21 protein-coding genes are annotated in these 25450 nt (G+C 68.7%); 14 read left to right on the forward strand and 7 right to left on the reverse strand.

What is annotated here, in order from left to right; translation table 11 throughout:
* The first annotated feature begins 136 nt into the window (after nt 1-136).
* Nucleotides 137-1279, forward strand: coding sequence for a rod shape-determining protein RodA (gene rodA, locus F7Q96_RS19185; protein ID WP_151023116.1), 1143 nt, complete (start codon nt 137-139; stop codon nt 1277-1279).
* A 35-nt stretch (nt 1280-1314) separates the two neighbouring features.
* Here rodA and F7Q96_RS19190 read toward each other — a convergent pair whose 3' ends face one another.
* Complete coding sequence (locus F7Q96_RS19190) at nt 1315-2016, reverse strand: tetratricopeptide repeat protein (protein WP_082371356.1); 702 nt, start codon at nt 2014-2016, stop codon at nt 1315-1317.
* 275 nt (nt 2017-2291) lie between these two features.
* On the opposite strand from F7Q96_RS19190, the gene F7Q96_RS19195 reads away from it, so the two are divergent.
* The 3 genes from F7Q96_RS19195 (at nt 2292) to F7Q96_RS19205 (ending at nt 5400) form a co-directional block, all read left to right on the forward strand.
* Nucleotides 2292-3260: a LysR family transcriptional regulator gene (locus F7Q96_RS19195; RefSeq protein WP_151023119.1), complete on the forward strand. Its 969-nt coding sequence runs from the start codon at nt 2292-2294 to the stop codon at nt 3258-3260.
* Nucleotides 3261-3425: 165 nt separating this feature from the next.
* Complete coding sequence (locus F7Q96_RS19200; RefSeq protein ID WP_151023121.1) at nt 3426-4418, forward strand: Bug family tripartite tricarboxylate transporter substrate binding protein; 993 nt, start codon at nt 3426-3428, stop codon at nt 4416-4418.
* Between the two features lie 10 nt (nt 4419-4428).
* Nucleotides 4429-5400 carry a M14 family metallopeptidase gene (locus F7Q96_RS19205; RefSeq protein ID WP_053822931.1) on the forward strand — a complete coding sequence of 324 codons (972 nt, stop codon included), beginning with the start codon at nt 4429-4431 and terminating at the stop codon, nt 5398-5400.
* Between the two features lie 43 nt (nt 5401-5443).
* Here F7Q96_RS19205 and F7Q96_RS19210 read toward each other — a convergent pair whose 3' ends face one another.
* On the reverse strand, nt 5444-6421 hold the full coding sequence (locus F7Q96_RS19210; RefSeq protein ID WP_170265888.1) for an Rpn family recombination-promoting nuclease/putative transposase: 978 nt from the start codon (nt 6419-6421) through the stop codon (nt 5444-5446).
* Nucleotides 6422-6536: 115 nt separating this feature from the next.
* On the reverse strand, nt 6537-6824 hold the full coding sequence (locus F7Q96_RS19215; protein WP_053820837.1) for a hypothetical protein: 288 nt from the start codon (nt 6822-6824) through the stop codon (nt 6537-6539).
* A 309-nt stretch (nt 6825-7133) separates the two neighbouring features.
* Between F7Q96_RS19215 and F7Q96_RS19220 the strand changes: the two genes are divergently transcribed.
* The gene (locus F7Q96_RS19220; RefSeq protein ID WP_053820836.1) at nt 7134-9107 is read left to right on the forward strand and encodes a methyl-accepting chemotaxis protein; all 1974 of its coding nucleotides are present in this window, start codon (nt 7134-7136) and stop codon (nt 9105-9107) included.
* 71 nt (nt 9108-9178) lie between these two features.
* On the opposite strand, the gene F7Q96_RS19225 is transcribed toward F7Q96_RS19220, so the two are convergent.
* Nucleotides 9179-9802, reverse strand: a complete 624-nt coding sequence (locus F7Q96_RS19225) for an Sbal_3080 family lipoprotein (RefSeq protein ID WP_053820835.1) — start codon at nt 9800-9802, stop codon at nt 9179-9181.
* Between the two features lie 370 nt (nt 9803-10172).
* On the opposite strand from F7Q96_RS19225, the gene F7Q96_RS19230 reads away from it, so the two are divergent.
* The 9 genes from F7Q96_RS19230 (at nt 10173) to F7Q96_RS19270 (ending at nt 23136) form a co-directional block, all read left to right on the forward strand.
* Nucleotides 10173-13520: an acetyl-CoA carboxylase family protein gene (locus F7Q96_RS19230; protein ID WP_151023123.1), complete on the forward strand. Its 3348-nt coding sequence runs from the start codon at nt 10173-10175 to the stop codon at nt 13518-13520.
* Between the two features lie 101 nt (nt 13521-13621).
* Nucleotides 13622-15409, forward strand: coding sequence for an AMP-binding protein (locus F7Q96_RS19235; protein WP_053820833.1), 1788 nt, complete (start codon nt 13622-13624; stop codon nt 15407-15409).
* 99 nt (nt 15410-15508) lie between these two features.
* Nucleotides 15509-16504: a Bug family tripartite tricarboxylate transporter substrate binding protein gene (locus F7Q96_RS19240; RefSeq protein WP_053822930.1), complete on the forward strand. Its 996-nt coding sequence runs from the start codon at nt 15509-15511 to the stop codon at nt 16502-16504.
* A gap of 23 nt (nt 16505-16527) precedes the next feature.
* On the forward strand, nt 16528-17337 hold the full coding sequence (locus tag F7Q96_RS19245; protein ID WP_053822929.1) for an IclR family transcriptional regulator: 810 nt from the start codon (nt 16528-16530) through the stop codon (nt 17335-17337).
* Nucleotides 17338-17466: 129 nt separating this feature from the next.
* Nucleotides 17467-19074: an ABC transporter substrate-binding protein gene (locus F7Q96_RS19250; protein ID WP_151023126.1), complete on the forward strand. Its 1608-nt coding sequence runs from the start codon at nt 17467-17469 to the stop codon at nt 19072-19074.
* A 137-nt stretch (nt 19075-19211) separates the two neighbouring features.
* Nucleotides 19212-20123: an ABC transporter permease gene (locus F7Q96_RS19255; protein WP_151023128.1), complete on the forward strand. Its 912-nt coding sequence runs from the start codon at nt 19212-19214 to the stop codon at nt 20121-20123.
* Nucleotides 20116-21030 carry an ABC transporter permease gene (locus F7Q96_RS19260; RefSeq protein WP_053820832.1) on the forward strand — a complete coding sequence of 305 codons (915 nt, stop codon included), beginning with the start codon at nt 20116-20118 and terminating at the stop codon, nt 21028-21030. The genes F7Q96_RS19255 and F7Q96_RS19260 overlap by 8 nt, the downstream gene beginning before the upstream one ends.
* Entirely contained in the window at nt 21027-22052 is a 1026-nt protein-coding gene (locus F7Q96_RS19265) for an ABC transporter ATP-binding protein (RefSeq protein ID WP_053820831.1), read from the forward strand. Before F7Q96_RS19260 ends, F7Q96_RS19265 begins: the two co-directional genes overlap by 4 nt.
* A 70-nt stretch (nt 22053-22122) precedes the next feature.
* The gene (locus tag F7Q96_RS19270) at nt 22123-23136 is read left to right on the forward strand and encodes an ABC transporter ATP-binding protein (protein ID WP_053820830.1); all 1014 of its coding nucleotides are present in this window, start codon (nt 22123-22125) and stop codon (nt 23134-23136) included.
* 182 nt (nt 23137-23318) lie between these two features.
* On the opposite strand, the gene F7Q96_RS19275 is transcribed toward F7Q96_RS19270, so the two are convergent.
* The 3 genes from F7Q96_RS19275 to gcvA form a co-directional block, all read right to left on the reverse strand.
* Nucleotides 23319-23486 carry a hypothetical protein gene (locus F7Q96_RS19275; protein WP_226994801.1) on the reverse strand — a complete coding sequence of 56 codons (168 nt, stop codon included), beginning with the start codon at nt 23484-23486 and terminating at the stop codon, nt 23319-23321.
* Between the two features lie 231 nt (nt 23487-23717).
* On the reverse strand, nt 23718-24434 hold the full coding sequence (locus F7Q96_RS19280) for an MgtC/SapB family protein (protein ID WP_053820828.1): 717 nt from the start codon (nt 24432-24434) through the stop codon (nt 23718-23720).
* Between the two features lie 111 nt (nt 24435-24545).
* Nucleotides 24546-25445, reverse strand: coding sequence for a transcriptional regulator GcvA (gene gcvA / locus F7Q96_RS19285; protein WP_053820827.1), 900 nt, complete (start codon nt 25443-25445; stop codon nt 24546-24548).
* Between the last annotated feature and the right edge of the window lie 5 nt (nt 25446-25450).

The raw sequence follows: 25450 nt of genomic DNA on the forward strand, positions 1-25450 counted from the left end.
CGCCGCATGATGGCGCGCCGCCGGCGCCGGCCGCCGCGCCGCCCGCCGCCCCGGGCTCCACTCCGTCTCCCGCATCCCGCGCCCGGCAGGCCGCCGCGGCGCCGGGCGCCAACGCCACGCATTGAAGGAGGCGCAGATGGATCGCAGACGCGCCCTGTCCCTGATCAAGTCCGCGCTGACCGGCTTCGACAAGCCGCTCGCGCTGATCGTCTTCCTGCTGTTTGCCACCGGCATCGTCGCGCTGTATTCGGCGTCGATCGGCGTACCGGGCCGCGTCGAGGATCAGCTGCGCAATATCCTGCTGTCCTACGCGGTGATGTGGGTGATCGCCTATCTGCCCACGCAGACGCTGATGCGGGTCGCGGTGCCGCTCTATACGGTCGGCGTCGCGCTGCTGATCGCGGTGGCGATGTTCGGGCTGATCCGCAAGGGAGCGCGCCGCTGGCTCAACGTCGGCATCGTGATCCAGCCGTCCGAGCTGATGAAGATCGCGATGCCGCTGATGCTGGCGTGGTACTTCCAGAAGCGCGAAAGCGCGCTGCGCTGGTTCGACTTCATCGTCGCCGGCCTGCTGCTGGCGGTACCGGTCGGGCTGATCGCCAAGCAGCCGGATCTGGGCACCGCACTGCTGGTGCTGGCCGCCGGCATGTACGTGATCTACTTCGCCGGCCTGTCGTGGAAGCTGATCCTGCCGGCGCTGGCGATCCTGGTCACGCTGATTTCCGCGCTGCTGTTCTTCGAGCACGATATGTGCGCACCGGGTGTCAACTGGCCGGTGCTGCACGACTATCAGCAGCACCGGGTCTGCACACTGCTCGATCCGACCACCGACCCGCTCGGCAAGGGCTTCCACACGATCCAGTCGATCATCGCGATCGGTTCGGGGGGCCTGATGGGCAAGGGCTGGCTCAAGGGCACGCAGACCCACCTCGAGTTCATTCCCGAGAAGCACACCGACTTCATCTTCGCGGTCTACTCCGAGGAATTCGGCCTGGTTGGCAATGCCGTGCTGCTGGTGCTGTACCTGCTGCTGATCTTCCGCGGGCTCTATATCGCCGCGAACGCGCCGACCCACTTCTCGCGGCTGCTGGCGGGCGCCGTCACGCTGATCTTCTTTACCTATGCCTTCGTCAACATGGGCATGGTCAGCGGCATCCTGCCGATCGTCGGCGTGCCGCTGCCGCTGATCAGCTACGGCGGCACCGCGCTGGTCACGCTCGGCATGGGGATCGGCATCCTGATGAACATCTCGCGGCAGAAGCGGCTGATCCAGACCTGAGGAAGCGCCGGCGCGCTCGCGCGCGCTTGCCCCGTCTACATCGTCGGCGCGCGCGACCTGACCGTCTGCTCCAGCAGCGACCGCAGCTTGGCCAGCGCGCCGGGGTCGCCGCGCGCCGCGGCGCGGGCGTACCAGATCTTGGCCTGCTCGATATCGCGCTCGACCACGCCCGGCTCGCCGCGCTCGTAGAAGCTGGCGACGATGTACTGCGCCCCGCCGTCGCCGGCGGTCGCCGCCCGCGTGTACCACTCGAAAGCCTTGGCGTAATCGCGCGGCACGCCGCGGCCGATGAAGTAGTTGGTCGCCAGCGCAACCTGCGCCTGGATATGCCCGCCCTGGCCGGCGCGCTGATACCAGCGGTTGGCCTCCTCCAGCGACTTCGGCACCAGTTCGCCGCGCTCGTGCAGTTCGCCCCAGGTGAACTGGGCATGCGTCATCTCGTTGTCGGCCGCCTTCTTCAGCCAACTCAGCGCTTCCTGGGGTTTCGACGCGGTGCCGTCGCCGCGCAGCAGCATCATCGCGTAGTTGAACTGCGCCAGCCGGTTGCCCTGCCGCGCCGCGTCGGCGAAGTCGCGCAGCGCGGATTCGAATGCGCCGGCCTCGTAGGCGGCCACCGCCTGCCGGGTCAGCGTCTCGGCGGGCTGGGCCGGGCGGGGTGCCGCCATCGCGGTCTGCCACCCGCCAAGCAGGATCAGTGTGCACGCGGCATGACAGGCGAGGCGGCGAAGGGACGGCATGGCGAACTCCCAGCGGGATCGGGCTTTCCAGCCAGTGTAGGAGCCGGTGAAAGGGGGCGATAGGCTGCGCCGGTTCATTCAATCAACAAATAACGAATGGCACTTCTTTGGCTGCTTCATTCATCGATCATATGAATTCCGTCCCGCCTTGGGGCTTGGCCGCGACAACGGCGCGCGCGTGCAGGCCGCTTCGAACGCTCTAGAATGACGCGGCCGCGCAAGGAACATGCGCCGCCGCCCGCCCTTTCCCGCCACGAAACGATCGTTCCCTCCCCATGCATATCCGTTGGCTCGAAGACTTTGTATGTCTGGCCGAGGCCGGCAGCCTCGCCCGCGCCGCCGAACTGCGCAACGTCACCCCGCCGGCCTTCGGCCGCCGCATGCAGGCGGTCGAAGTATGGGCCGGCGCGCCGCTGATCGATCGCAGCGTGTTCCCGGTCCGGCTGACCGCCGAGGGCCGGCAGTTCCTGGAGGCCGCGCAGTCCGCGCTGCATACGCTCGAGGAGACCCGGCTGGCGTTGCGGGCGGCCCACCGCGTCGACGCCAGCACCGTGGTGATTGCCACCGGCAAGACGCTGTCGCGTTCGCTGGTGCCGGCCTGGCTGGCCGGGCTGCGCCAGGCGCTGCGTCACGATCCGGTGGCCGCGGGCTTCCGCACCCGGTTGTCGACGTTCGCCATGCACGATGCGATGGCGATGTTCACCGAGGGCGATGCCGATTTTCTGCTGTGCTACAGCCCTCCCGACCTGCCGGTGCGGCTGGACGAGGCCCGCTACCAGTTCCACCCGGTCGGGATCGAACGGCTGGTCTGCGTCGCCGCCGCGGATGCCTCGGGCGGCCCGTGCTTCCGCCTGCCCGGGCGCGGCACGGGGGGCAAGAGCGGCTCGCCGGTGCCGGCCATCGCCTATGCGGAGACGCTGACGATGGGCCGCATGGTCAATCAGGAAATCGCCCGTCGCAAACTGGCCGGCCGCCTCGACGTGGTGGCGGTCTGCGACTTTGCCGAGTCGGTGCACGAGATGGTGCGCCAGCGGATGGGCCTGGCCTGGCTGCCGGCACGGCTGATCGCCGACGATCTGCACGCCGGCCGGCTGGTGCGCGCCGATATCGGCAACGTGGCGGACGCCGGGACGGAAGCCGGCCAGGGCGGCAACCGGGATCTGGTGCTGCAGATCCGGCTCTACCGTCCGCGCGCGCCGATGCGCCCGCTGGCCGAGGCGTTCTGGCGCGCCGCGACGGCCTGATGCCGCCGGGGCGGCCGGGCGTGCAGGCGGCGTGCAGTCGGTGCCTCGCCTTCCCGCTTGCCGATCCGGCAATCGCCATTGCCAAACCCGCATGCGACGACACGGCGCCGCTCCCTAACATCGCGCCATACCACATCGATAACAGATAGACACGGGAGCGTTGCCATGAAGATCTCGCTGCGGACTGCCACCGCCGCCACCTTGCTGTTCTCCGCCATCTCCACCATGTCGCTGGCTCCGGCCGACGCGCGCGCCAGCGAATGGCCCGCGAAACCGATCACGCTGGTGGTCGGCTACACGGCCGGCGGCAGCGTCGACCTGGTGGCCCGCACCGTCGCGCCCGAGCTGGGCAAGCGGCTGGGCCAGAGCGTGGTCATCGAAAACCTGGGCGGTGCCGGCGGCACCATCGGCGCATCGCGCGTGGTCAAGGCGGAGGCCGATGGCTACACGCTGCTGATGGGCTCGGGCAGCGAGGTGTCGATCGCGCGCCTGACCAATCCGGCGGTCCGCTACGACGGCGAGAAGGACCTGGCACCGATCACCTTCGTCGGCACGCAGCCGATGGTGCTGGTCGGCAAGCCGACGCTGCCGGCGCGCAATGCCGGCGAGCTGATCGCGCTGGCCAAGGCGCAGCCGGACAAGCTGGCCTACGCGTCGTCGGGCGTCGGCACGCCGCTGAACCTCGCCGGCGAGCTGATCAAGCAGCAGGGCAAGGTCGGCATCACGCATGTGCCGTACAAGGGCGCCTCGGCGATGGCAACCGACCTGCTGGGCGGCCAGATCGATCTGGCGGTGATGGTGCTGTCGTCCGCGCTGCCCCATATCCAGGCCGGACGGGTCAAGGCCTATGGCGTGACCGAGGCGAAGCGCGCCGCGGTGGCGCCCGACGTGCCGGCGCTGGCGGAGACGCCCGCGCTGAAGGGCGTGGACATGGGCGTCTGGTTCGGATTGATGGCGCCGAAGGCCACGCCGCGCCCTGTCGTGGACCGTCTCAACAGCGAGATGCAGGCCGTGCTGGCGATGCCCGAGGTCCGCAAGAAGCTGGCCGAGGCCGGCGTCGAGGTCGCCCCCGCCAATCCGGCCCAGTTCGCGGCCTTCGTCAAGCGCGAGACCGCCAAGTACCGCACCATCGTGCAGGCCGCCGGCATCCAGCAATAACGGGAACCCCATGAACACGATGACCACGCTCGACGCCTACCCGGTCGAAGTCGCATTTCCCGATATCCGGCCGTACGCCGACGGCAATACCGGCGTCGCCTACGTCCACCACTTCGACAGCGGCGTGCCGGGTCCGCACGTGATGATCAACGCGCTGACCCACGGCAACGAGGTCTGCGGCGCGATCGTCGTCAAGGAGCTGCTGGATCTCGGGCTCAAGCCCCGCCGCGGGCAGCTGACGCTGGCGTTCGCCAACGTCGACGCGTATCACCGCTTCGATCCGGCCAAGCCGGACGCCTCGCGCTTCGTCGACCAGGACTTCAACCGCGTCTGGACCGCCGCCGTGCTCGACGATGCGTCGCGCGACTCGTCGGAGCTGCGGCGCGCGCGCGAGATGCGCCCGCTGATCGATCGCGTCGATCTGCTGCTGGACCTGCACTCGATGCACGAGAAGAGCCTGCCGCTGATCGTGTCGGGCCCGCTGGACAAGGGCGTGGCGCTGGCGCGCGCGCTCGGCGCACCGGCGCATGTGATCGTCGACGAAGGGCATCCGGAAGGCCGGCGCATGCGCGACTATGCCGGCTTCGGCGATCCGGCCAGCCCGAAGAATGCGCTGCTGATCGAGTGTGGCCAGCATTGGGAGGCGTCGTCGGTGGCGGTGGCGCGCGACAGCACGGCGCGCTTCCTGCTCGCCGCCGGCATCGTCGACAGCGGCGACCTGCCGGCCGGCTGGCTGTCGGCACAGGCCGCACGGCAGCGCGTGGTGCGCGTGACCGAGCCCGTGGTCGCCACCAGCATGAACTTCTGCTTCGCCGGTCCTTATACCGGCCTGGAGACCTTCGCCGAGGCCGGCACCGTGATCGGCTGGAACGACGACGTGCCGGTGATGACGCCGTATCCGGACTGCGTGCTGGTGATGCCGTCGCTGCGCCAGCTGCGCCCGGGCGTGACGGTAGTGCGGCTGGGACAGCTGCAGCCTTGATTCTCCGCGGCAAAGATGCCCACCAAGAGCATCGCCGCGGCCTTTAGCGTGTCTTGAAGACGGCGTCGAGCGATTGCGCGTCCAGGAGCCGCCCGCTCCACCGCCTGATGTCGGCCGCCTGCGCCGCATTCAGCTTGGCGACGACCCCCTGTGGCAACGGCCCAAACCGACGCGCCAGCAGTTGCTGCAGCACCCGGGCCGCACCTTCCTGCCGGCCCTTCGTGATTCCCTTCTTCTCGCCCCGCTTCTCGCCCCGCTTCTCGCCCTTCTCCTCGTGTCGGGCGGCCCACTCGTCCATCCGTTGTGCCAGTGACATTTCCAGTTCCTCCAGATCGCGAACCCGTGGCAGCGCCAGCTTGCCCTTGCGCTGCCTCAACAATACTCCGCGCATCCACATCGCCAAAGTCCGCCTGAGCTCCTTGCGTCCATCGATCCAGTAACGGACCTCCCGAATCAGGCGGACCAGGCTCCGCTCGTTCTTCAATCGGTTGAAACGCATCACCGCCGCCACCAGATTGCGCCGCCGAGCGAGCCGTGCTTCGGAGTACCGGCTCTCGTCGATCAGGTGATAGCGAAAACGCGGAATCGGCAGGTCCGCATCGTGAGCGATCAGGCTTTGGACATCCACCGGCGCCGTCCATTTCGTTTCGCCGTTGTACAGCACGATCGGCAACACGGGTGGCAGCAGACGGCCCGGTAAACATTCCTTGCGCCGGATCAGGTCCTGGTACAGAAGCATCAAGTAGCTGAGCACTCGCACGGCCATGAACGTGTCCACGGTACTCTGGAACTCGATCAGGATGTACAGGTACATCCACTGCTGTCCCGTTCGCACCCGCCAAACCACGTCATCGGCGCGCTCGCGGAAGTCATCGGTCACGTAGCTGCACGGCATGCGCTCCAGGGTGGAGAAATCCACCTTGCGCCACCATTGCTTCGGCACAAAGCTCTTCAGCAGGTCCCTGACGAATTCGGGACAGGTGTACAGAAACTTGTAAGAGACGTCGTCGTGCTTGGCCATCGTGCCGATCATGCGTGGGGGCGCATCGCGCCGAGACCGCCAGCATGCCGACTCAACCGCTATGAAGCTTTCTTAATAGTTGCCGCGCTATGAGTTACTGATCTGTTGCCACCGCTCAGCTAACTCCCGCCGCTTCGGGGGCCTTGCGCTGCTGCTTGAATCGTTTCAATCCTGCCGCGGAGAACCATCCGCAGCGCCCGTCCGCGCTCGAGGGAATCACCGTCCCGTCGTCAACGAAGCGCTGGAATGCGACCAGCGACACCTCAAGATATTCCGCGGCTTCTTCTGCGGTGAATTGCTCCTCGGCCAGATGGCCGAACAGTTCTTCGTGACAGACGTCGTCATCTGCAGGTTTCGGATATTCGGCGGAACGGACGGAGTATCGAGCCATGATTTGAGCCATGATTTTTTTGGTGCCAGAACGGATTGCGTAGGGAGACGCAGGATAACGACGCCCGGAAGGCCCGGCCACGCTTTGCGTACCACCGCCTGTAGAAATCGGTGAACACCCTCATCAAGCGCAGCACGTCCTCAGCCGTAAACCGATCCATGACGACGTGACGGAGATCATGCGTCCGCCGTGCGCCATGTGGTGCCGGCAACTTCCTTTTCGCAGGAAACGGACGTGCGCCCCCTTGCCCCCGCCCCCCTTGCCTCGTCGGCCGCCGGCCTTGCCGGCGTCCTGACTCCCTCCCCTACCGATACCCCGTCCATCGGCAAGCCGTCGCGCCGCTGGCGCCTTGGCGCCGCGCGGATCGGCACGCGGCTCGCGCTGATCGTGCTGGCGGTGCAGGTGCTGGTGTTCGGCCTGTTCGCCTGGGTGCTGTCGGACAGCAGCATGCGCCAGCTCGAGGCGCAGCAGCGCGCGGCGATGAGCGCGCAGAACGAGACGCTGCGCGATCTGCTCGGCCAGTTCGACGACACCATGCTGCAGGAGGCGGACCGCTTCCTGCTGAACTTCGCCGCGGTGGTGCCCGGCCCGTATGCGGTCGATCCCGCGCAGACCATCGAGGTCGCCGGGCAGCCGACGCCGCAGTTCACCAGCGGCGAGGTCGTGCTGAACAACAACTTCGCGGTACCGGACCGCTTCTTCTCGACCACTGGCGGCACCATCGCCACGGTGTTCGCGCGCCGCGGCGACGACTTCGTGCGCGTGACGACCTCGCTGAAGAAGCAGAACGGCGAGCGCGCGGTCGGTACGCTGCTCGATCGCGCAGGCCCCGCCTATGCCGCGGTGCAGTCCGGCCGCTCGTATCGCGCGCTGACCTGGCTGTTCGGCAAGCCGTACATGAGCAAGTACGAGCCCGTACGCGACGCCACCGGCAAGGTCGCCGGCGCGCTTTATGTCGGCGTCGATGTCAGCGCCGAGCTTGCGATGCTGAAAAACCGCATCCGCCGCAAGTCGATCGGCACGGATGGCCATTTCCTGGTGGTCGACGCCAAGCCCGGTTCCGACCAGGGCAAGCTGCTGGTCGGCCGCCGCCAGGAGGGCACGGTCCAGCTTGACGCCCGGGACGAGGACGGCAACAGTTGGCTGCGCGACATGATTGCCGCGCGTCAGGGCAGCCTGACACATCGGGTCGCGTTCGACGGCGGCGCCCCGGCGTTGCGCCTGACCGCGTTCGAGACCTATCCCGAATGGCAATGGCTGATCGTCGGCTCGGTGCCGGTCGACAGCCTGCGGGCGGAATTGATCGCCAACCGCAACCGCTTCCTCGGCGCGGGCCTTGCGCTCGCGCTGCTGGTGTCGGCGGGATTCTGGTGGATGCTGCGCCGGATGGTCAGCGCGCCGCTCGCCGATGCGGCGGCGGCCGCGCGCAGCCTGGCCGCCGGCGACCTGACCGCGCGCCTGGACAGCCCGCGCCGCGACGAGATCGGCGAGCTGATGCGCGCGATCGATGGCGTCGGCCAGGGCCTGTCGGGCATCGTCGGCACCGTGCGCGCCAGCGCCGATGCCATCGTCGCCAGCACCGGCGAGATCGCCAGCGGCAACGCCGACCTGTCGGCGCGCACCGCGAGCCAGGCCAGCAGCCTCGAGCGCACGGTCGCCAGCATCGAGCAGCTGAGCGCGACGGTGCGCCAGAATGCCGATGCCGCCGTGGACGCCGACGCCACCGTACGCAGCGCCGCCGACGCCGCCCGGCACGGCGGCGGCACCGTCGAGCGCGTGGTGCAGACGATGGACGGCGTGCATCGCAACGCGCAGCAGGTGGTCGACATCATCGGCATGATCGACGGCATCGCGTTCCAGACCAACATCCTGGCGCTGAACGCAGCGGTCGAAGCGGCGCGCGCGGGCGAACACGGACGGGGCTTCGCGGTCGTGGCCGGCGAGGTGCGCAGCCTCGCGCAGCGCAGCGCCACCGCCGCGGGCGAAATCAAGGCGCTGATCGAGCGCACGGTCTCCGATCTGCGCGACGGCCACGCAGCGGTGCAGCAGGCCGGCAGCGCAATGGAGGACATCGTGCGCCAGGTCGAAGGCATCGCCACGCGCATGGCGGAGATCAGCGCGGCCTCGCGCGAACAGTCGCAGGGGATCGCGCAGGTCAGCGATGCGCTGGCCGAGATGGACGGCGTCACGCAGCAGAACGCCGCGCTGGTCGAAGAGGCGGCGGCCGCCGCCGAAAGCCTCGATCAGCGCGCCCAGCAGCTGCGCGAGGCGGTGCAGGCGTTCAGGCTGGCGTAGCGGTTGCGCCTTGGCCTGCCCCGCTGTCCGGATCGGACAGCGGGGCGTTGCGATCCTGCAGGCGGCCGGGGTCAGGCTGGCGTAGCCGCGGCGCCTTGGCCTGCTCCGCTGTTCGGCTCGGAAGGTGAGGCGTTGCGGTCGCGCGCCTCCGGATGCGGCAGGCGGCCCGGGAACAGCTGGTCGACCAGTTCGTCGATCTTCTGCTGCGGGTCGATCAGATGGCTCAGGTTGACGCCGCCCTGGCTGCGCCGCGCATCGTAGACCGCCTTGCCGACGCGCTCGCCGCGGCGGTAGACGGTGATGTCGGCGGTCGACAGGAAGGTGCGCCAATACGACTCCGAGGTGGCCGCATAGGTCGCCGTCAGCGTACAGGCCGCCACCGACGATCCGGGCGGCAGCAGCCTGGCTTCGAAGCCGCGGCGCTGCAGCGATTGCAGCAGCGTCGCCGCGAACGGTGCGCGTCCCGCAGGGCTGTCGATCACGCAGAACGATGCGCCGAGGTCCGGATCGATGCGGACCATCGCCGCGATCGGGTCGGCCGGCGGCGCCGCTTCGGCCGGGCTGACCGACTGATAGGTGGCGCAGCCCGCGGTCAGCACGGTCAGCGCCGTCAGCGCGGACATCGTCAGCAGGCCCGCACGGGCGGACGAAACGGCAAACGCGGCGCGGCCGCGGCGTGGCAGGGCGGAAGTCATGGCGGTTCCCCTCGGGCTCCGGTGGGTTCGATGGCGCGGTGGCAGGCTTTGTCCCGCCGGTATCGCGGTGCTCGCATGGCGGGCTCTCTGCCGGTTAACGGCGACCAGCCGCGGGATCTGTAGGGGCGATTCGCTCGGCAACCGATGCGAGATCCGATGCGGTATCGACGGCAGCGGCGCCCGATTTTGAACCGTGATTCTGCATAGCGGAATTCTTGATTGGCCGATTATCGCCAACGTCTTTGCCGGACCGTGGTAAACGCCCTTGTCCCCCGCATCCCCCGACATGTAGATTCTGCTTTGCAGAATCACATGCCACAAAAAACAATGCGCCCCGCTCGCGCGGCGGCGACATCGAGAGGGGACACTTGTGAAGAAGCTGTTGATCGCCAATCGCGGCGAGATCGCGCTGCGCGTGCAACGCGCGGCCCGCGATCTGGGCATCGCCACCGTCGCCGTCTACGCACGCGACGACGCCAATAGCCGCCACCGCCTGCTGGCCGACGAAGCGGTCGCGCTCGACGGCGAAGGCCCCACCGCCTACCTCGACATCCCCGCCATCCTTGCCGCCGCGCGCCGCACCGGTTGCGACGCGGTCCATCCAGGCTACGGTTTTCTGAGCGAACGCGCGGACTTTGCGCGGGCTTGCGCCGAGGCCGACCTGATCTTCGTCGGCCCGACGGTCGACCAGCTCGCACTGTTCGGCGACAAGGGCCGCGCGCTGGCGCTGGCGCGCGAATGCGGCGTGCCGGTGATGCCCGCCACCCAGGGCGGCGCGACGCTCGAAGCGGTGACGGCCTTCTTCGATCAACAGGACGGCGCCGGCATCGTGCTGAAGGCGGTCGGCGGGGGCGGCGGCCGCGGCATGCGCGTGGTGCGCGAACGCGACGCGCTGGCCGAGGCCTATGCGCGCTGCCGTTCGGAGGCGCGCTCGGCCTTCGGCATCGACGCGGTCTATGCCGAGCGACTGGTCGTGCGGGCGCGCCATATCGAAGTGCAGATCGCCGGCGATGGAGCCGACGTGATCGCGCTCGGCGAGCGCGACTGCACGCTGCAGCGGCGCTTCCAGAAGCTGGTCGAGATCGCGCCCAGCCCGGCGCTGGACCCGGCGCTGCGCGAACGCATTGTCGACGCGGCGCGCACGCTGGCGCGCCGAACCCGCTATTGCAGCCTGGGCACCTTCGAATTCCTGGTGGAGGAAGCCGAGCCCGGCAGCACGGCCGCCCGCGACGGCGCACGCCAGCCCTTCGTCTTCATCGAGGCCAACCCGCGCCTGCAGGTCGAGCACACCATCACCGAGCAGGTTACCGGCGTCGACCTGGTGGCGCTGCAACTGGGGCTCGCACAAGGCCGAACATTGCGCGAACTGGGCCTCGATCCCCAGCGGCCGCCCGCGCCACGCGGCTATGCGATCCAGGCGCGCATCAACGCCGAATCGATCGACGCGCAAGGGCTTGGCCGTCCAGCCCAGGGCCGGCTGGAGCGATTCGATCCGCCGACCGGCCCCGACGTTCGCGTCGACACGCACGGCTATACCGGCTACGCGCCCTCGCCGCAATACGACACGCTGCTGGCCAAGCTGATCGTGACCTCCGGCAGCGGACGCTTCGCCGACGCGGTGCGGCGGCTGCAGCGGGCGCTGGGAGAATTCACGATCCGCGGCATCGCCACCAATGTCGATCTGCTGCGCGCGCTGGCCGAGCGCGAGGACTTCGCCAGCCAGCAGATCCATACCCGGCATGTCGAGGCGGTGCTGCCGGAACTGCTGAGCCGCGCCGCGCAGCTCGAAGCGCAGAGCCGCGCGCAGCAGGCCGTGCAGGACGGCGCCGGCGGCGCCATTGCCACTGTCGCCGCCGCACCGGTCGGCGCCAGCAGTTTCGACGAGCAGCTCGGCGAGGGCCTGCACGCGGTGCGCGCGCCGATGACCGGCCGCCTCGTCGAGGTCAGCGTCGCGGTGGACCAGCTGGTGCAGGCCGGCCAGACCGTCGCCGTGCTCGACGCGATGAAGATGGAACACGCGATCGTCGCCGAACAGCCGGGCCGCGTGATCGACCTGCGCGCCGAGGCCGGCGAGCAGGCCGCCGAAGGGCAGGTGCTGCTGGTGCTGGAACCGGCCGAGGCCGGCGCGCACACCGGCGGCGATGCCGAGCAGGCCGATCCGAACGCGATCCGCGCGGACCTGCAGCGCGTGATCGAGCGCCATGCCTTCCTGTACGACGAGGCGCGGCCCGACGCCGTCGCCAAGCGCCATGCCCGCGGGCAGCGCACCGCGCGCGAGAACGTCGCCGACCTGTGCGACGCCGGCACCTTCGTCGAATACGGTGCGCTCGCGGTGGCCGCGCAGGCCAGCCGGCGCAGCGAGGCGGACCTGATCGCCAATACGCCGGCCGACGGCCTGATCACCGGCATCGGCGGCGTCAACGGTGCGCTGTTCCCGGCCGAGCGCTCGCGCTGCGCGGTGCTGGCCTACGACGCCACCGTGCTGGCCGGCACGCAGGGCAAGCGCAACCACATCAAGACCGACCGCATCCTGCAGGTCGCGCTGCAGAACCGACTGCCCACCGTGATCTTTGCCGAAGGCGGCGGCGGCCGGCCCGGTGACGTCGACTTTCCGACCGTGGCCGGGCTTTACCAGCCGTCCTTCGCGGCCTTTGCCGCGCTCAGCGGCGAGGTGCCGGTGATCGGCATCGCCTCCGGGCGCTGCTTTGCCGGCAATGCGGCGCTGCTGGGCTGCTGCGACCTGATCGTCGCCACGCGCAACGCCAATATCGGCATGGCCGGACCGGCGATGATCGAGGGCGGCGGACTGGGCGTGTTCCGGCCCGAGGACATTGGCCCAGCCGCCGTGCAGCATCACAACGGCGTGGTCGATCTGCTGGTCGACGACGAGGCCGCCGCGGTGGCCGCGGCCAAGCACTATCTGTCGATGTTCCAGGGTTCCGTCGCCCACTGGCAGGCGCCCGATCCGCTGGCACTGCGGCGCGTGGTGCCGGAGAACCGGCTGCGCGTCTACGACACGCGCGCGGCGATCGCCGGCATCGCCGACGCCGGCAGCGTGCTGGAGCTGCGCAGCGGCTTCGGCACCGGCATCCATACCGCGCTGGCCCGCATCGAGGGCCGCCCGGTCGGCATCCTGGCCAACAACCCGCGCCACCTCGGCGGCGCCATCGACGCGGACGCCGCCGACAAGGCCGCACGCTTCATGCAGATCTGCAATGCGCACGGCCTGCCGATCGTCTCGCTGATCGACACGCCGGGCTTCATGGTCGGCCCGGAGGTCGAGGCGCGCGCGCAGGTGCGCCACGTCTCGCGGATGTTCGTGATCGGCGCCAAGCTGCGCGTGCCCTTCCTCGCGGTGGTGCTGCGCAAGGGCTATGGCCTGGGCGCGATGGCGATGGCTGCCGGGGGGTTTCGCGCGCCGACCTTCACGCTGTCGTGGCCGACCGGCGAGTTCGGCGGCATGGGCCTAGAGGGCGCGGTGCGGCTGGGCTTTCGCAAGGAGCTCGAAGCGCTGCCCGAAGGACCGGAACGCGATGCGCTGTATCAGAAGCTGGTCGCGCAGATGTACGAGCGCGGCCACGCGATCAACGCCGCCGCGGCGCTCGAACTCGATGCGGTGATCGATCCCGCCGTGACGCGCCAGTGGCTGGTGACCGGACTCGATGCGGGCGCATCGCATCGGGACCGGCCGCTGCGGCCCTACGTCGACGCCTGGTAGGGAGAATCCGCACCGACACGCCATTGCCGCCGCAGCGTCCCGGCAGCGCCCCCCCCCAGCCCCTCCATCGAACCCGACAAGAACGCAACAGGAGACAGCAGATGGACCGCGAGCAGTCGAACCCACCGGCATCGCATGACGCCACGTCCGAAGCGCAGTTCTTCGACGATCTGGAAGCGCGCCACCGCCGGATCTGGCCCGCCGGCCTGCCTACCGCGCCGGTGTACCCGCACGGCGAGGTCGCGCTCGGCGACTACCTGCGCGCGTGGGCGCGCCGCCGGCCCGCGCATCCGGCGCTGATCTACTACGGCACCGAAGTCGGCTACGCCGAGCTCGACGATCTCAGCGAGCGCTGCGCCGCGCTGCTGGCCTCGCACGGCATCGGCGCGGGCGACCGCGTCGCGGTGATGATCGGCAACTGCCCGCAGTTCCACGTGGTGTTCTACGGCATCCTGAAGCTCGGCGCGGTCTACGTACCGGTCAATCCGCTGTTCAAGGAAGAAGAGCTGCGCTACGAGCTGAACGATTCGGGCGCGACCGCGATCGTCGTGCTGGACCAGCTGGCGGACATGCTGATGGCGGTCAAGAGCCAGACCCGCATCCGCACGGTGTTCACCACCAGCCAGGGCGAGATGCTGCCGGCGCAGCCGACCGTGCCGCTGCCCGCGGGACTGGACGCGCCGCCGCGGCGCATCGATGGCGCGACCGACCTGATGCCGGCGATCCGCGCGACGGCGCCGATCGCGCTGCCGCCCGTCGATCTGGACGCGCTGGCCGCGCTGAACTACACCGGCGGCACCACCGGCATGCCCAAGGGCTGCATGCATACGCAGCGCGACATGGTCTACACGGCCGCGGCCTCGTACGCGCTGACCGGCGGGGTCGACGCGGCGCGCATGGCGGAGGGCTCCGACGACGTGATGCTGAACTTCCTGCCGATGTTCTGGATCGCCGGCGAGAACCTGGGGCTGATCTATCCGATCTTCAGCGGCGCCACCGTGGTCGTGCTGGCGCGCTGGGACCCGGTTGCCGTCATGGCGGCCATCGACCGCTACCGTGTCAACCGCACCTTCGTCGTGGTCGACAACGCGGTCGAACTGATGAACCACCCGGAGCTGCCGCGCTACGACCTGCGCTCGCTGCGGCATACGCGCGCGGCCTCGTTCATCCGCAAGATCACGCCGGACATCCGCCGGCGCTGGTTCGAACTGACCGGCAGCGTGCTGGCCGAAGGCGCGTGGGGCATGACCGAGACGCATACCAGCGACACCTTCACCACCGGCATGCAGCACGACGACATGGACCTGCGCGGGCGCCCGGTGTTCGTCGGGCTGCCGGTGCCCGGCACGCGCATCAAGATCTGCGACTTCGACACCGGCGCGCTGCTGCCGATCGGCGCGGAAGGCGAGATCGTCGTCAGCACGCCGTCGCTGTTCAAGGGCTACTGGGGGCGGCCTGACGTCGACGCCGAAGTCTTTCGCGACGGCTGGTTCCGCACCGGCGATATCGGCGCCTATGACGAGGACGGCTATCTGCATTTCCTCGGTCGCCGCAAGGAGATGCTGAAGGTGCGCGGCATGAGCGTATTCCCGTCGGAGCTCGAGGTGCTGCTGTCGCGCCATCCCGCGGTGCTGGGCTCGGCCGTGGTTGGCCGGCCCGACCGCGACAAGGGGCAGATGCCGGTGGCCTTCATCCGGCTGCGGCCCGAACACGCCGCCACGGTCAACGCCGAATTGCTGCATGCCTGGTGCCGCGAGCAAATGGCGGTCTACAAGGTGCCGGAGATCCGCATCGTCGACGAACTGCCGCTGACCGCGACCGGCAAGGTGCGCAAGGTCGAGCTGCAGGCACGGCTGGAGGCGGAGCAGGCGCAGTCGGCATCCCAATGAGCACGCATTGAGCCAGCGCGACCGATGCCGGCCAAGGCGCGGTCGCACATCGATCGGAAGGGCGCCGCAAGAGCGCCCGATGACATCAGGAGACAAACCATGAACCCGTCCCGCCGCAAGCTGCTGAAGACGTCGGCCGCGCTCGCCGGCAGCCTCGCGCTGCCGCGCCTGGCCGTCGCGCAGGCACCCGCCCCCGCCACTGCCAACGTTGACGGCCCGGTCCGCATCGTGCTGCCGTACCCGCCCGGCGGTTCGACCGATGCGATCACGCGCTTCATCGCCGACCGTCTCGGCGCGGCGCTCAGGCAGACCGTGATCGTCGAGAACCGCCCCGGTGCGGCCGGCATGATTGGCGCGGCGCAGGTGGCCAAGGCGCCCGCCGACGGGCGCACGCTGCTGTTTACGAATACCGCGCTGATTCAGAGCCCGCTGATCCAGCCCAAGCCGCTGTACGACCCGATGACGGACTTCGATCCGCTGTCGCTGGTCGCCGACGCCGCGCAGGTGTTCGTCGCCAACGCAGATCTGCCGGTCAAGTCGCTGCGCGACTACGCGGCCTATGCCAAGGCGCATCCGGGTTCGGGGTACGGCAGTCTCGGCGTCGGCTCGACCGGGCATCTGTACGGCGAGCTGTTCAAGCGGCGCGCAGGCATCGAGACGGTGCACGTGGCCTACAAGGGCGATGCCCCGGCGATCGCCGACCTGCTGGCCAGGCAGCTGCCGGCCGGCTTCGTCTCCACGGTGGTGGCGCGCACCTATGGCGAGGCGGGCCGCATCAAGGTGCTGGCGACGCTGGGGACCAGCCGCGTACCGTCGATGCCCGACGTGCCGACCTTCGCGGAATCCGGATACCAGGGGTTCGAGGCGATCGGCTGGATCGGCATGCTGGCGCCGCATGGCTGCGCACGCCCCGTGATCGACCGGCTGTCGACGGAAATCGCGCGCATCGTCCGCTCGCCCGACGGCTCGCGGATGCTGACCGAGGCCGGCATGCTGCCGCGCGGCACCAGCGCCGACGAGTTCGCGGCGCTGCTCAAGCGCGACCAGAAGGTGTGGCAGTCGCTGGTGCAGCAGACCGGCATCCGGGTCGGATGAGCGGCCAGCAGGAGTCCATTCCCATGCGCGACACCCCGACCACGAACCGGGCCGCATCGAAGGCCGCATCGAAGGAAGACCGGCATTTCGTCACGGCGCTGGCACGCGGACTCGAAGTGCTGGCGTGCTTTCGCTCCAGCGACCGTGCGCTCGGCAATCAGGAGATCGCGCAGCGCTGCCGCCTGCCCAAGTCCACCGTGTCGCGCCTGACCGCGACGCTGACCCGGCTCGGCTACCTGACGCAATACGAAGGTACTCCCAAGTACGCGCTCGGCACCGCCTGCCTGGGACTGGGCAGCGCGATGCTGTCGCGGCTGGACATCCGCAAGGTCGCGCGGCCGCTGATGCAGGAACTGGCCGACTTCTCCGGCGGCACCGTCTCGCTCGGCGCGCGCGACCGGCTGTCGATGATCTATGTCGAGCACTGCCGCAGTTCGGCGGCGATCTCGCTGACGCTCGACATCGGTTCGCGCATCCCGGTGTCGACGTCGGCGATCGGACGGGCGTGGCTCGCGGTGGCGCCCGACGGCGAACGGGAGGCGCTGCTCGAGCAGATACGCGAGCTCGACGACGTGGCCTGGCCGCACATCCGCAAGGGCATCGAACAGGGAATGCAGGACCATGGCGCGCTGGGCGTCGCCTGCTCGTTCGGCGACTGGCAGAAGGACGTCAACGGCATCGGCCGCGGCTTCGATCCGGGCAACGGCATGGCGAGGATGGCGCTCAATGTCGGCGGCCCATCGTACAGCCTGTCGCCCGAATTCCTGCTCAACGAAGTGCGGCCGCGCCTGCTGGAGGTGGTGCGGCAACTGGAATCGGCCTTCCCGAAATAAGAACCAGCCGAACAAGAACCAGCGAAGCAGAACCAGCGAAACCGCATCGAGCAAAAAAACCCCGCGACCGCACGGTCCGTTCTTCAACGAGAAACGCGCCGTCTCGCTCGGCGCAACAGGAGGCGAAATATGCAACAGCACCCGGCATCGGCCCGCACGAAGCTGACGATCACGTTCGGCGCCCTGGCGATCGGCGCGTTGACAGCCTTGTGGGGGAGCGCGCAGGCGGCCCCGGCGACCGGCAGTCTGACGGTGGCCTTCGGCGCGGAGTCCACCACGCTCGATCCGGTACGCATTTCCGCCGGCGTCGACCACTATTTCGTCGGCCAGATGTTCGAGATGCTGGTGCGGCGCAATGCCTCGCTGCAGGACGAAAACTGGCTGGCCGAGAGCTGGAAGCTCGAGACCGGCAAGGATGGCAAGCCGGTGCTCGACGTGCGGCTGCGCAAGGGCGTCAAGTTCCACAACGGCGATCCGCTGACCGCCGAGGACATGGAGTTTTCCTGGCAACGGCAGCGCGATCCCAAGGGCAGCTTCTTCTCGCACTACGTGTCGTCGGTCGAGCGCTTCGAGATCGTCGATCCGCATCGCTTCAAGCTGCATTTCAAGGAGCCCGACGCGCAATTCCTGGTCGGCAATCTGCAGCTGTGGGCGATGCCGAAGAAGTACATCCAGAAGGTCGGCGAAGAGGAATTCGCGAAGAAGCCGGTCGGCACCGGTCCGTGGAAATTCGTCTCACGCACCGTCAAGGACGAACTGAGGCTCGAGGCCTTCGACGACTACTGGAACAAGGACAAGCGACCCGGCGTGAAGACGCTGACGATCAAGGTCATTCCCGAGGACCTGACGCGCGTGGCGGCATTCAAGACCGGCAAGGTCGACTGGATCGACAACGTGCCGCCGTCGATGATCGAAGAGTTCAGGAAGATGCCGGGGGTCAAGACCGCGACGCTGGTCAGCGGCAACAACCTGTTCCTGAACTTCAACACGCAGATGCCGAAGTCGCCGTTCAACGACGTACGCGTGCGGCAGGCCGCGGCGCATGCGATCGACGTCGACGCGATCATCAAGCGCGTACTGTTCGGCCAGGGCGAGCGCTATGCGCAGGTCGGCAAGGGGTCGAACGGCTACGACCCGGCACTCAAGCCGTATCCCTACGATCCCAAGCGGGCGCGCGAACTGCTGAAGCAGGCCGGCTATCCGAACGGCTTCGACACGCCCTGCTACAACCTGACCACGCCGCGCGAACCGGGCGTCAAGGAAGTGGGCGAGGCGATGTATGCCTATCTGAGCTCGGTCGGCATCCGCTGCCAGGTACGCAATCTGGAGTACGGCGCGTGGATCAGCCTCGGCAAGCGCGGCCGCAGCGGCCCGCCGGAGATGGACGGCGTGCTCAGCTGGATGTGGTCGCAGGGGCTCCCCGGCGATCCGGGGCTCGCATGGTCCGGCCATCTGCACAGCTATCAGCCCGGCGGCTGGGGCACCTACTCGTACAGCAACGACGCCGAGGTCGACGCGCTGATCGAAAAGCAGCGCCAGACCATGGACCCGGCGGCGCGCACCGAGCTGCTCAAGCAGATCGCGCGGCTCAAGCACGAGCGCGTGCTCGGCGGCCTGCCGACCTACCGGCCGCTGGTGACGTTCGCCTGGCGCGAGGACAAGGTCCACTACGTGCCATGGCCGATCCGGGACTACTGGCGCGCGTTCCAGGAAGTCAGCCTGAAGCAGGCGCATTGATTGACGCAACGCGTCACCCGCGCAGGCGGGGATCCAGCGTCTTCATTCGCCACGCCCGCACGACGCTGGGTTCCTGCCTGCGCGGCAACGACGGTGATCCGTCTGCCCATCGTCTGGTCTCTCACACGGAGGCTTGCATGTCCATCGCGAAACGCCTGCTGCACGGCCTGGTCAGCATCCTGGGCGCCAGCGTCATCATCTTCCTGATCTCGCGGCTGTCGGGCGATCCGCTGGCGCTGCTGCTGCCGGCCGACGCGCCGCCCGACGTCATCGCGCAGACGCGCCAACATCTTGGGCTCGATCAGCCGCTGGTCGCGCAGTATCTGAAATTCCTCGGCCATGCGCTGACCGGCGACTTCGGCAACTCGTACCGCTGGCAGGAGCCGGCGCTGGGCCTGATCCTCGATCGCCTGCCGGCCACCGTCGAACTGGCGCTGGCCGCCCTCGCCTTCTCGATCGCGATGGCGGTGCCGTTCGGCGTGCTGTCCGCGGTCCATCGCGGCAGCTGGTTCGACCGTTTCGCCAAGGTCTTCGCGATGGCCGGGCAGGCGATGCCCAACTTCTGGGTCGGCCTGCTGCTGATCCTGTTCTTCGCGGTGCAGCTGAACTGGCTGCCCGCGTTCGGGCGGGAATCGTGGTCCAGCCTGGTGCTGCCGGCGATCGCGCTGGGCTGGTACCCGGTCGCGGCGCAAACCCGCATCGTGCGCTCGGCGATGCTCGATGTCCTCGACAGCGACTACATCCGCATGGGACGCGCGATGGGCCTGCCCGAGCGCGTGCTGGTATGGAAATACGCGCTGCGCAACGCGGCGATTCCGCTGGTCACCATTCTCGGCGTCTACTTCGCGGCGATGCTCGGCGGCGCCTTCGTCGTCGAGGTCATCTTCGCCTGGCCCGGAGTCGGCCGCACCGTGGTCGAGGCCGTGTTCGCCCGCGACTTTCCGGTGGTGCAAGCGGGCGTGATGCTGACGTCCGTGCTGTTCGTGCTGTCCAACCTGCTGGTCGATCTGAGCTACAGCCTGATCGACCCGAGGATCCGCCATGGCTGAACTGACTGCTGCTGAAACGGCCTCGGCGGCCGGCAACGCAACCGCAGAGGCGCCGATCGCACGCCGGCGCGGCGCGATCGCATGGGGCACCCTGCCGTGGTTCGCGCTGCTGGTATTCCCCGTGCTGCTGCTCTGCGCGCTCGGCGGCGAGCTGCTGCTGCCGCACGATCCCAACGCGCTGGACCTTGGCATCGCCTTCCTGCCGCCGGCCTGGCTCGATGGCGGCAACTGGGCCTATCCGCTGGGCACCGACAACATGGGGCGCGATCTGCTGACGCGGATCATGGCCGGCACACGGATCTCGCTGGTGGTGGCGCTGTACGCGATCCTGATCTCGGGCGGCATCGGCACCGCCGCCGGCATGCTCGCCGGATACTTCGGCGGCCGGCTCGATGCGCTGATCATGCGGCTGGTCGATATCCAGATGTCGATTCCTTCGCTGGCGCTCGCGCTGGTGCTGGCGGCGGTGCTCGGGCCGGGCTTCGAGACGGTGGTGCTGGTCATCGTGATCACCTACTGGACCTGGTATGCGCGCATCGTGCGTGGCGAGGTGATGTCGCTGAAGCAGCGCGATTACGTCGCGCTGGCGCGCGTGGCGGGCTGCGGCACGCCGACCATCTTCCGCCGCCATCTGCTGCCGAACCTGCTGAACACGCTGCTGGTGCTCGCCACGCTGCAGGTCGGCCAGGTGATCATCTTCGAGGCCTCGCTGAGCTTTCTCGGCCTCGGCATCCAGCAGCCCGACGTATCCTGGGGCCTGATGCTGGCGGACGCGCGCAACTACATCACCAACGCCTGGTGGGCGATCACGATGCCCGGGCTCGCGATCATGGCGACCTGCCTCGCCTCGAACCTGCTTGGCGACTGGCTGCGCGACCGCTTCGATCCCAGGAGGAGACAGCTATGAGCCATGCCGATATCGCCGCCGCGGGTCGTTCGACGCAAACCGGGAGCGGCACGCCGATGCTGCAGGTGCGCAATCTGACGACCCACCTGGCGCTGCACCGCGGCGTGGTACGCGCCGTCGACGGCGTGGACCTGCATGTGCACGAAGGCGAGACGCTGGGCGTGGTCGGCGAGTCGGGCTCGGGCAAGTCGATGACGATCCTGTCCATCCTGCGGCTGCTGCCGCGCCAGACCGGCGCACGCATCGGCGGCAGCATCGTGCTCGATGGCCAGAACCTGCTGCAGGTCTCCGAGAAGACGATGAGCGAGGTCTATCGCGGCCGCAAGATCGCGATGATCTCGCAGGACCCGCTGACCTCGCTCAATCCCGTCTTCACCATCGGCGACCAGGTCGGCGCGCCGCTGCGCCATCACGGCATCGCGCGCGGCGAGGCCGCGCGGCAGCGCGTGGTCGAGGTGCTCGACAGCGTGCGCATCCCGTCGCCGCAGGCGCGGCTGAACGACTATCCGCACCAGTTCAGCGGCGGCATGCGGCAACGCGTGGTCACCGGCATGGCGATCGCGAGTGCGCCGCGGCTGCTGGTGGCGGACGAACCGACCTCGGCGCTCGACGTGACCATCCAGGTGCAGATGATGGCCCTGTTTCGCAAGATCCAGGCGCAGACCGGCGTCGGGATCATCCTGATCACCCACGACCTCGGCGTAGCAGCCAGCATCTGCCACCGCATCGCGGTGATGTACGCCGGCCGCATCGTCGAGACCGCCGATGTGCGCACGCTGTACAAGCGGCCCGCGCATCCGTACACGCAGGCGCTGCTGAACTCGATCCCGCATTTCGGCCAGAAGAAGGACCGGCTGTTCGCGATCCAGGGCAGCCCGCCGAGCCTGATCGATCCGCCAGTCGGCTGCCGCTTCGCCGCCCGCTGTCCGCATCGCAAGCCGCTGTGCGACGACGCGTATCCGCCCGAGGTCGAACTGGAGTCTGGCCATCGCGTCGCGTGCTGGCTGGCGAGCGGCACCTAGCGGCGAACGTCGAACAGCCGAACGGCCGGACCTTGCTCCCCCGAACATCGCAGCCAGCGCAGGAGTGCCCATGTTGCTCGAAGTGCAGGACCTGACGAAACACTTCCCCGTGCGCGGCGGCGGCCTCGTGCGCGCCGTCGATGGCGTCGGCTTTGCGGTCGACGCCGGTCAGACCTTCGCGATCGTCGGCGAGTCCGGCTGCGGCAAGACCACCATCGCGAAACTGCTGCTCCTGCTGGAAAAGCCCACCGGCGGCGCGATCCGCTTCGATGGCCAGGATGTGCTGACGCTGGACCGCAAGGGCGTGCAACGCTATCGGCGGCAGGTGCAGGCGGTGTTCCAGGACCCGTCGTCGTCGCTCAATCCCCGCCTGAAGGTCAGGATGCTGCTGGCCGAGCCGCTGCTGGCGCATGGACTGGGCCGCGATCGCCAGGCGCTGCAACGCCGACTGCTCGAACTGCTGGAGATCGTCGGGCTGCCGCCCGGCGCGCTGGACCTCTATCCTCACGAATTCAGCGGCGGCCAGCGCCAACGCATCGCGGTGGCGCGCGCGCTTGCGCTGCAGCCGCGTCTGATCGTGCTCGATGAACCGACGTCGGCGCTCGACGTGTCGATCCGCGCGCAGATCGTCAATCTGCTGGCCGATATCCAGCGCAGCTTTGGCCTGGCCTACGTGGTCATCGCGCACGATCTCGCGCTGGTCGAGCACTTCAGCAGCGCGGTCGGCGTGATGTACCTCGGCGCGATGGCCGAGAGCGGCCCCAGCGAAGCGGTGTTCGGCGCGCCGCGCCATCCGTACACGCAGGCGCTGCTCGGCTCCGCGCCGCGTCCCGATCCCGATCATCAGCCGGCCGAAGGACTGATCGTCGGCGAGATCGGCTCGGCACTGGCGCCGCCGTCCGGTTGCCGCTTTCATCCGCGCTGCCCGCATGCGATGCCGGTATGCGGGCAGCAGGTGCCGGCGATGCGCGCCATGGGCGGTCCCGATGCGGGACTGGCGCATCTCGCGGCCTGTCATCTGCTGGACGGCGCGCATGCGACGGCCAGCGCGCGACCCGCGAACGCCGTCGCGGCGATGCCGTGACGCCGCGATGCGCCGGGGCGCGGGTAAAAAAAAGCCAGCCGACAGGCTGGCCAAGAACCAAGGAGACACACAAACGCGCATAAACGTCGCGCGCAAAACGGAACAAGCACTACAAGCTACTGCGGAACCTGCTGGCGGGCTTGCGTCAATTGCAGCTGCGCGTGCGAGAGACCGGTCCGGCGTCAGCCGACGAAGGCCTGGCGGCAACGCAGCGCCATCACCTGCGCCTCGAACGCGCGTGCCGCGAGTTCGGCAAGATGGGCGGTACGCCGGCCGCGCGAAGTGCTGTGCGGCTGCGCGGCGTTGCCGGTTTCGGCGTGTTCATTCAAGCGCCAGGCGGCGCGGGTCACGGACAGAATCCGGGCAAATGCCCGGGCATGCTCCACAGGCATGCTGACAAGGGCCGAAGCCATGATTGCTACCTCTGCGTTGTTCAGTACGGAGTGACAAATCAATGTCAACCGTAACTGAACGATACACAGGGGACTGGCGGGTCCTTATCAAGCGCGCGCCGAAAGCCATGTGGGTGTAGTCCTACAAACCTGACAACCGCGCAAACGTACCCGCAAGGCTCGCGGCGGTCAGGTCGTCGTGCTTGGACTCCAGAACGCCTGCCGCACCGCCGGCAGTGCAGCCAGCCGCTGCACCAGGCGGTCCAGCGCATCGCCATCGAAGGAACTGGCCACCAGCGTCGCCTCGATCTCGACCTCCTCCTGACCGAACGGCTGGATGTCCAGGTCGTGCACCGGATAACCGCCGCGCTCCAGCGCCTCCTCCAGCTGCGCCATCACCGCCTTCTGCTGGCCCCGCTCCGCGATCACGTGGACCGTGCCGGTGACCTCGACCGATTCGACGTCGAGCGGCTTGCGGTTGATCGCATCGACGATGGGCCGCAGCAGCGTATTGGCCGCCAGCACGAACACCGTGGCCATCATCGCCTCGAGGATCAGATCGGCACCGGCCGCCGCCCCGACGCCCGCCGAGCCCCACAGTGTCGCCGCGGTATTGAGCCCGCGCACATTGCCCTCCTCCCGCATGATCACGCCGGCGCCGAGAAAGCCGACGCCGGATACGACATAGGCCATCACATGGACCGCGCCATCGTGCCCGTGCAGCCGGTTGGCGACGTCGACAAACACCGCGGCACCGACCGCGACCAGCACATTGGTGCGCAGCCCGGCGGTGCGCTGCCGGTACTGCCGCTCGAAGCCGATCGCGCCACCGAAAACGAAGGCGGCGCTCAGGCTGATCAGCGTATCCAGCAGCGAGGCGAGATTGACGTTGTGGAAGGCTTCCATGCGTGCTCCTGTCGCGATGCGATGCTCTGTGCAGGGCGCGATCGTGCGATCGCGATGCGCACCAGTTTCGAGGTCCCGATTCAGGACCGGCTGCAAGACCCGATGCGCCGGCTACGCGCTGCCGGCACGCGCTGCCTCTTGCAGGATCCACTCGCGAAACGACGCGATCTTCGCGCGCGCGTGGCTTTCCTCCGGGTAGACCAGGTAGTAGGCGAACGCATCGAGCAGCGTGACATCGGCGAGCCGGACCAGCGAGCCGTCGGCCAGTTCGCGCGCGACCATCGCGGCCGGCAGCAGCCCGGCGCCCTGGCCCGCCATCACCGCCTTCCACAGCAGGCTCGAATCGTCGAACGACGGTCCGCGCGGGCGTTCGATCTCGTCGATGCCCTGCGACGCGAACCACAGATGCCAGCCCTTGCGCTCGGTGTCGTGGACCTGGGGCCAGCGCAGCAGATCGGCGGGCGTGGCCGGCATGCCAAGCTTGCGGACCAGCGCCGGCGCGGCGACCGGCATGATCTCCACCGCGAGGATACGCTCGCTGTGCAGGCCCGGATATTGGCCCAGGCCGTGCCGGACCGCGACATGCACGCCGTCGCGCGTGAAGTCGGCCAGCGCGGTGGTCGTGATCACGTGCAGGTCGATATCGGGGTGCGCCTGCTGGAACGAATGCAGGCGCGGCACCAGCCATGCGGCCGCGAAGAACGGCGTGACGCTGATGTTCAACAGGCCGGTGTCGGCTGGCGCCGCGATGCGGCCCGTCGCCTCCTTGATCTGCCGGAAGGCGTTGCGCACGGGGGGCAGATAGGCGCGCCCCGCCTCCGTCAGGTAGATGCCGCGGTTGACCCGCTGGAACAGCTTGACGCCCAGATGCGACTCCAATGCCTTGACCATCTGGCTGACCGCGCCGGCCGTCACGCACAGCTCTTCGGCGGCGTGCTTGACCGACAGATGCCGTGCCGCGGCCTCGAAGGCCCGCAAGGCATTGAGCGGCGGCAGTTTGTGGTTTGACATTAGTT

The sequence above is a fragment of the Cupriavidus gilardii genome (assembly GCF_008801915.1).
Lineage (GTDB): Bacteria > Pseudomonadota > Gammaproteobacteria > Burkholderiales > Burkholderiaceae > Cupriavidus > Cupriavidus gilardii.

Coding starts and splice junctions, on each gene's coding strand:
- F7Q96_RS19260 (WP_053820832.1), top strand. CDS start 20,116: ATGGCTGAACTGACTGCTGCTGAAACGGCCTCGGCGGCCGGCAACGCA.
- F7Q96_RS19195 (WP_151023119.1), top strand. CDS start 2,292: ATGCATATCCGTTGGCTCGAAGACTTTGTATGTCTGGCCGAGGCCGGC.
- F7Q96_RS19190 (WP_082371356.1), bottom strand. CDS start 2,016: ATGCCGTCCCTTCGCCGCCTCGCCTGTCATGCCGCGTGCACACTGATC.
- F7Q96_RS19265 (WP_053820831.1), top strand. CDS start 21,027: ATGAGCCATGCCGATATCGCCGCCGCGGGTCGTTCGACGCAAACCGGG.
- F7Q96_RS19255 (WP_151023128.1), top strand. CDS start 19,212: ATGTCCATCGCGAAACGCCTGCTGCACGGCCTGGTCAGCATCCTGGGC.
- F7Q96_RS19250 (WP_151023126.1), top strand. CDS start 17,467: ATGCAACAGCACCCGGCATCGGCCCGCACGAAGCTGACGATCACGTTC.
- F7Q96_RS19240 (WP_053822930.1), top strand. CDS start 15,509: ATGAACCCGTCCCGCCGCAAGCTGCTGAAGACGTCGGCCGCGCTCGCC.
- F7Q96_RS19235 (WP_053820833.1), top strand. CDS start 13,622: ATGGACCGCGAGCAGTCGAACCCACCGGCATCGCATGACGCCACGTCC.
- F7Q96_RS19270 (WP_053820830.1), top strand. CDS start 22,123: ATGTTGCTCGAAGTGCAGGACCTGACGAAACACTTCCCCGTGCGCGGC.
- rodA (WP_151023116.1), top strand. CDS start 137: ATGGATCGCAGACGCGCCCTGTCCCTGATCAAGTCCGCGCTGACCGGC.
- F7Q96_RS19225 (WP_053820835.1), bottom strand. CDS start 9,802: ATGACTTCCGCCCTGCCACGCCGCGGCCGCGCCGCGTTTGCCGTTTCG.
- F7Q96_RS19210 (WP_170265888.1), bottom strand. CDS start 6,421: ATGGCCAAGCACGACGACGTCTCTTACAAGTTTCTGTACACCTGTCCC.
- F7Q96_RS19205 (WP_053822931.1), top strand. CDS start 4,429: ATGAACACGATGACCACGCTCGACGCCTACCCGGTCGAAGTCGCATTT.
- F7Q96_RS19245 (WP_053822929.1), top strand. CDS start 16,528: ATGCGCGACACCCCGACCACGAACCGGGCCGCATCGAAGGCCGCATCG.
- F7Q96_RS19280 (WP_053820828.1), bottom strand. CDS start 24,434: ATGGAAGCCTTCCACAACGTCAATCTCGCCTCGCTGCTGGATACGCTG.
- F7Q96_RS19215 (WP_053820837.1), bottom strand. CDS start 6,824: ATGGCTCAAATCATGGCTCGATACTCCGTCCGTTCCGCCGAATATCCG.
- F7Q96_RS19200 (WP_151023121.1), top strand. CDS start 3,426: ATGAAGATCTCGCTGCGGACTGCCACCGCCGCCACCTTGCTGTTCTCC.
- gcvA (WP_053820827.1), bottom strand. CDS start 25,445: ATGTCAAACCACAAACTGCCGCCGCTCAATGCCTTGCGGGCCTTCGAG.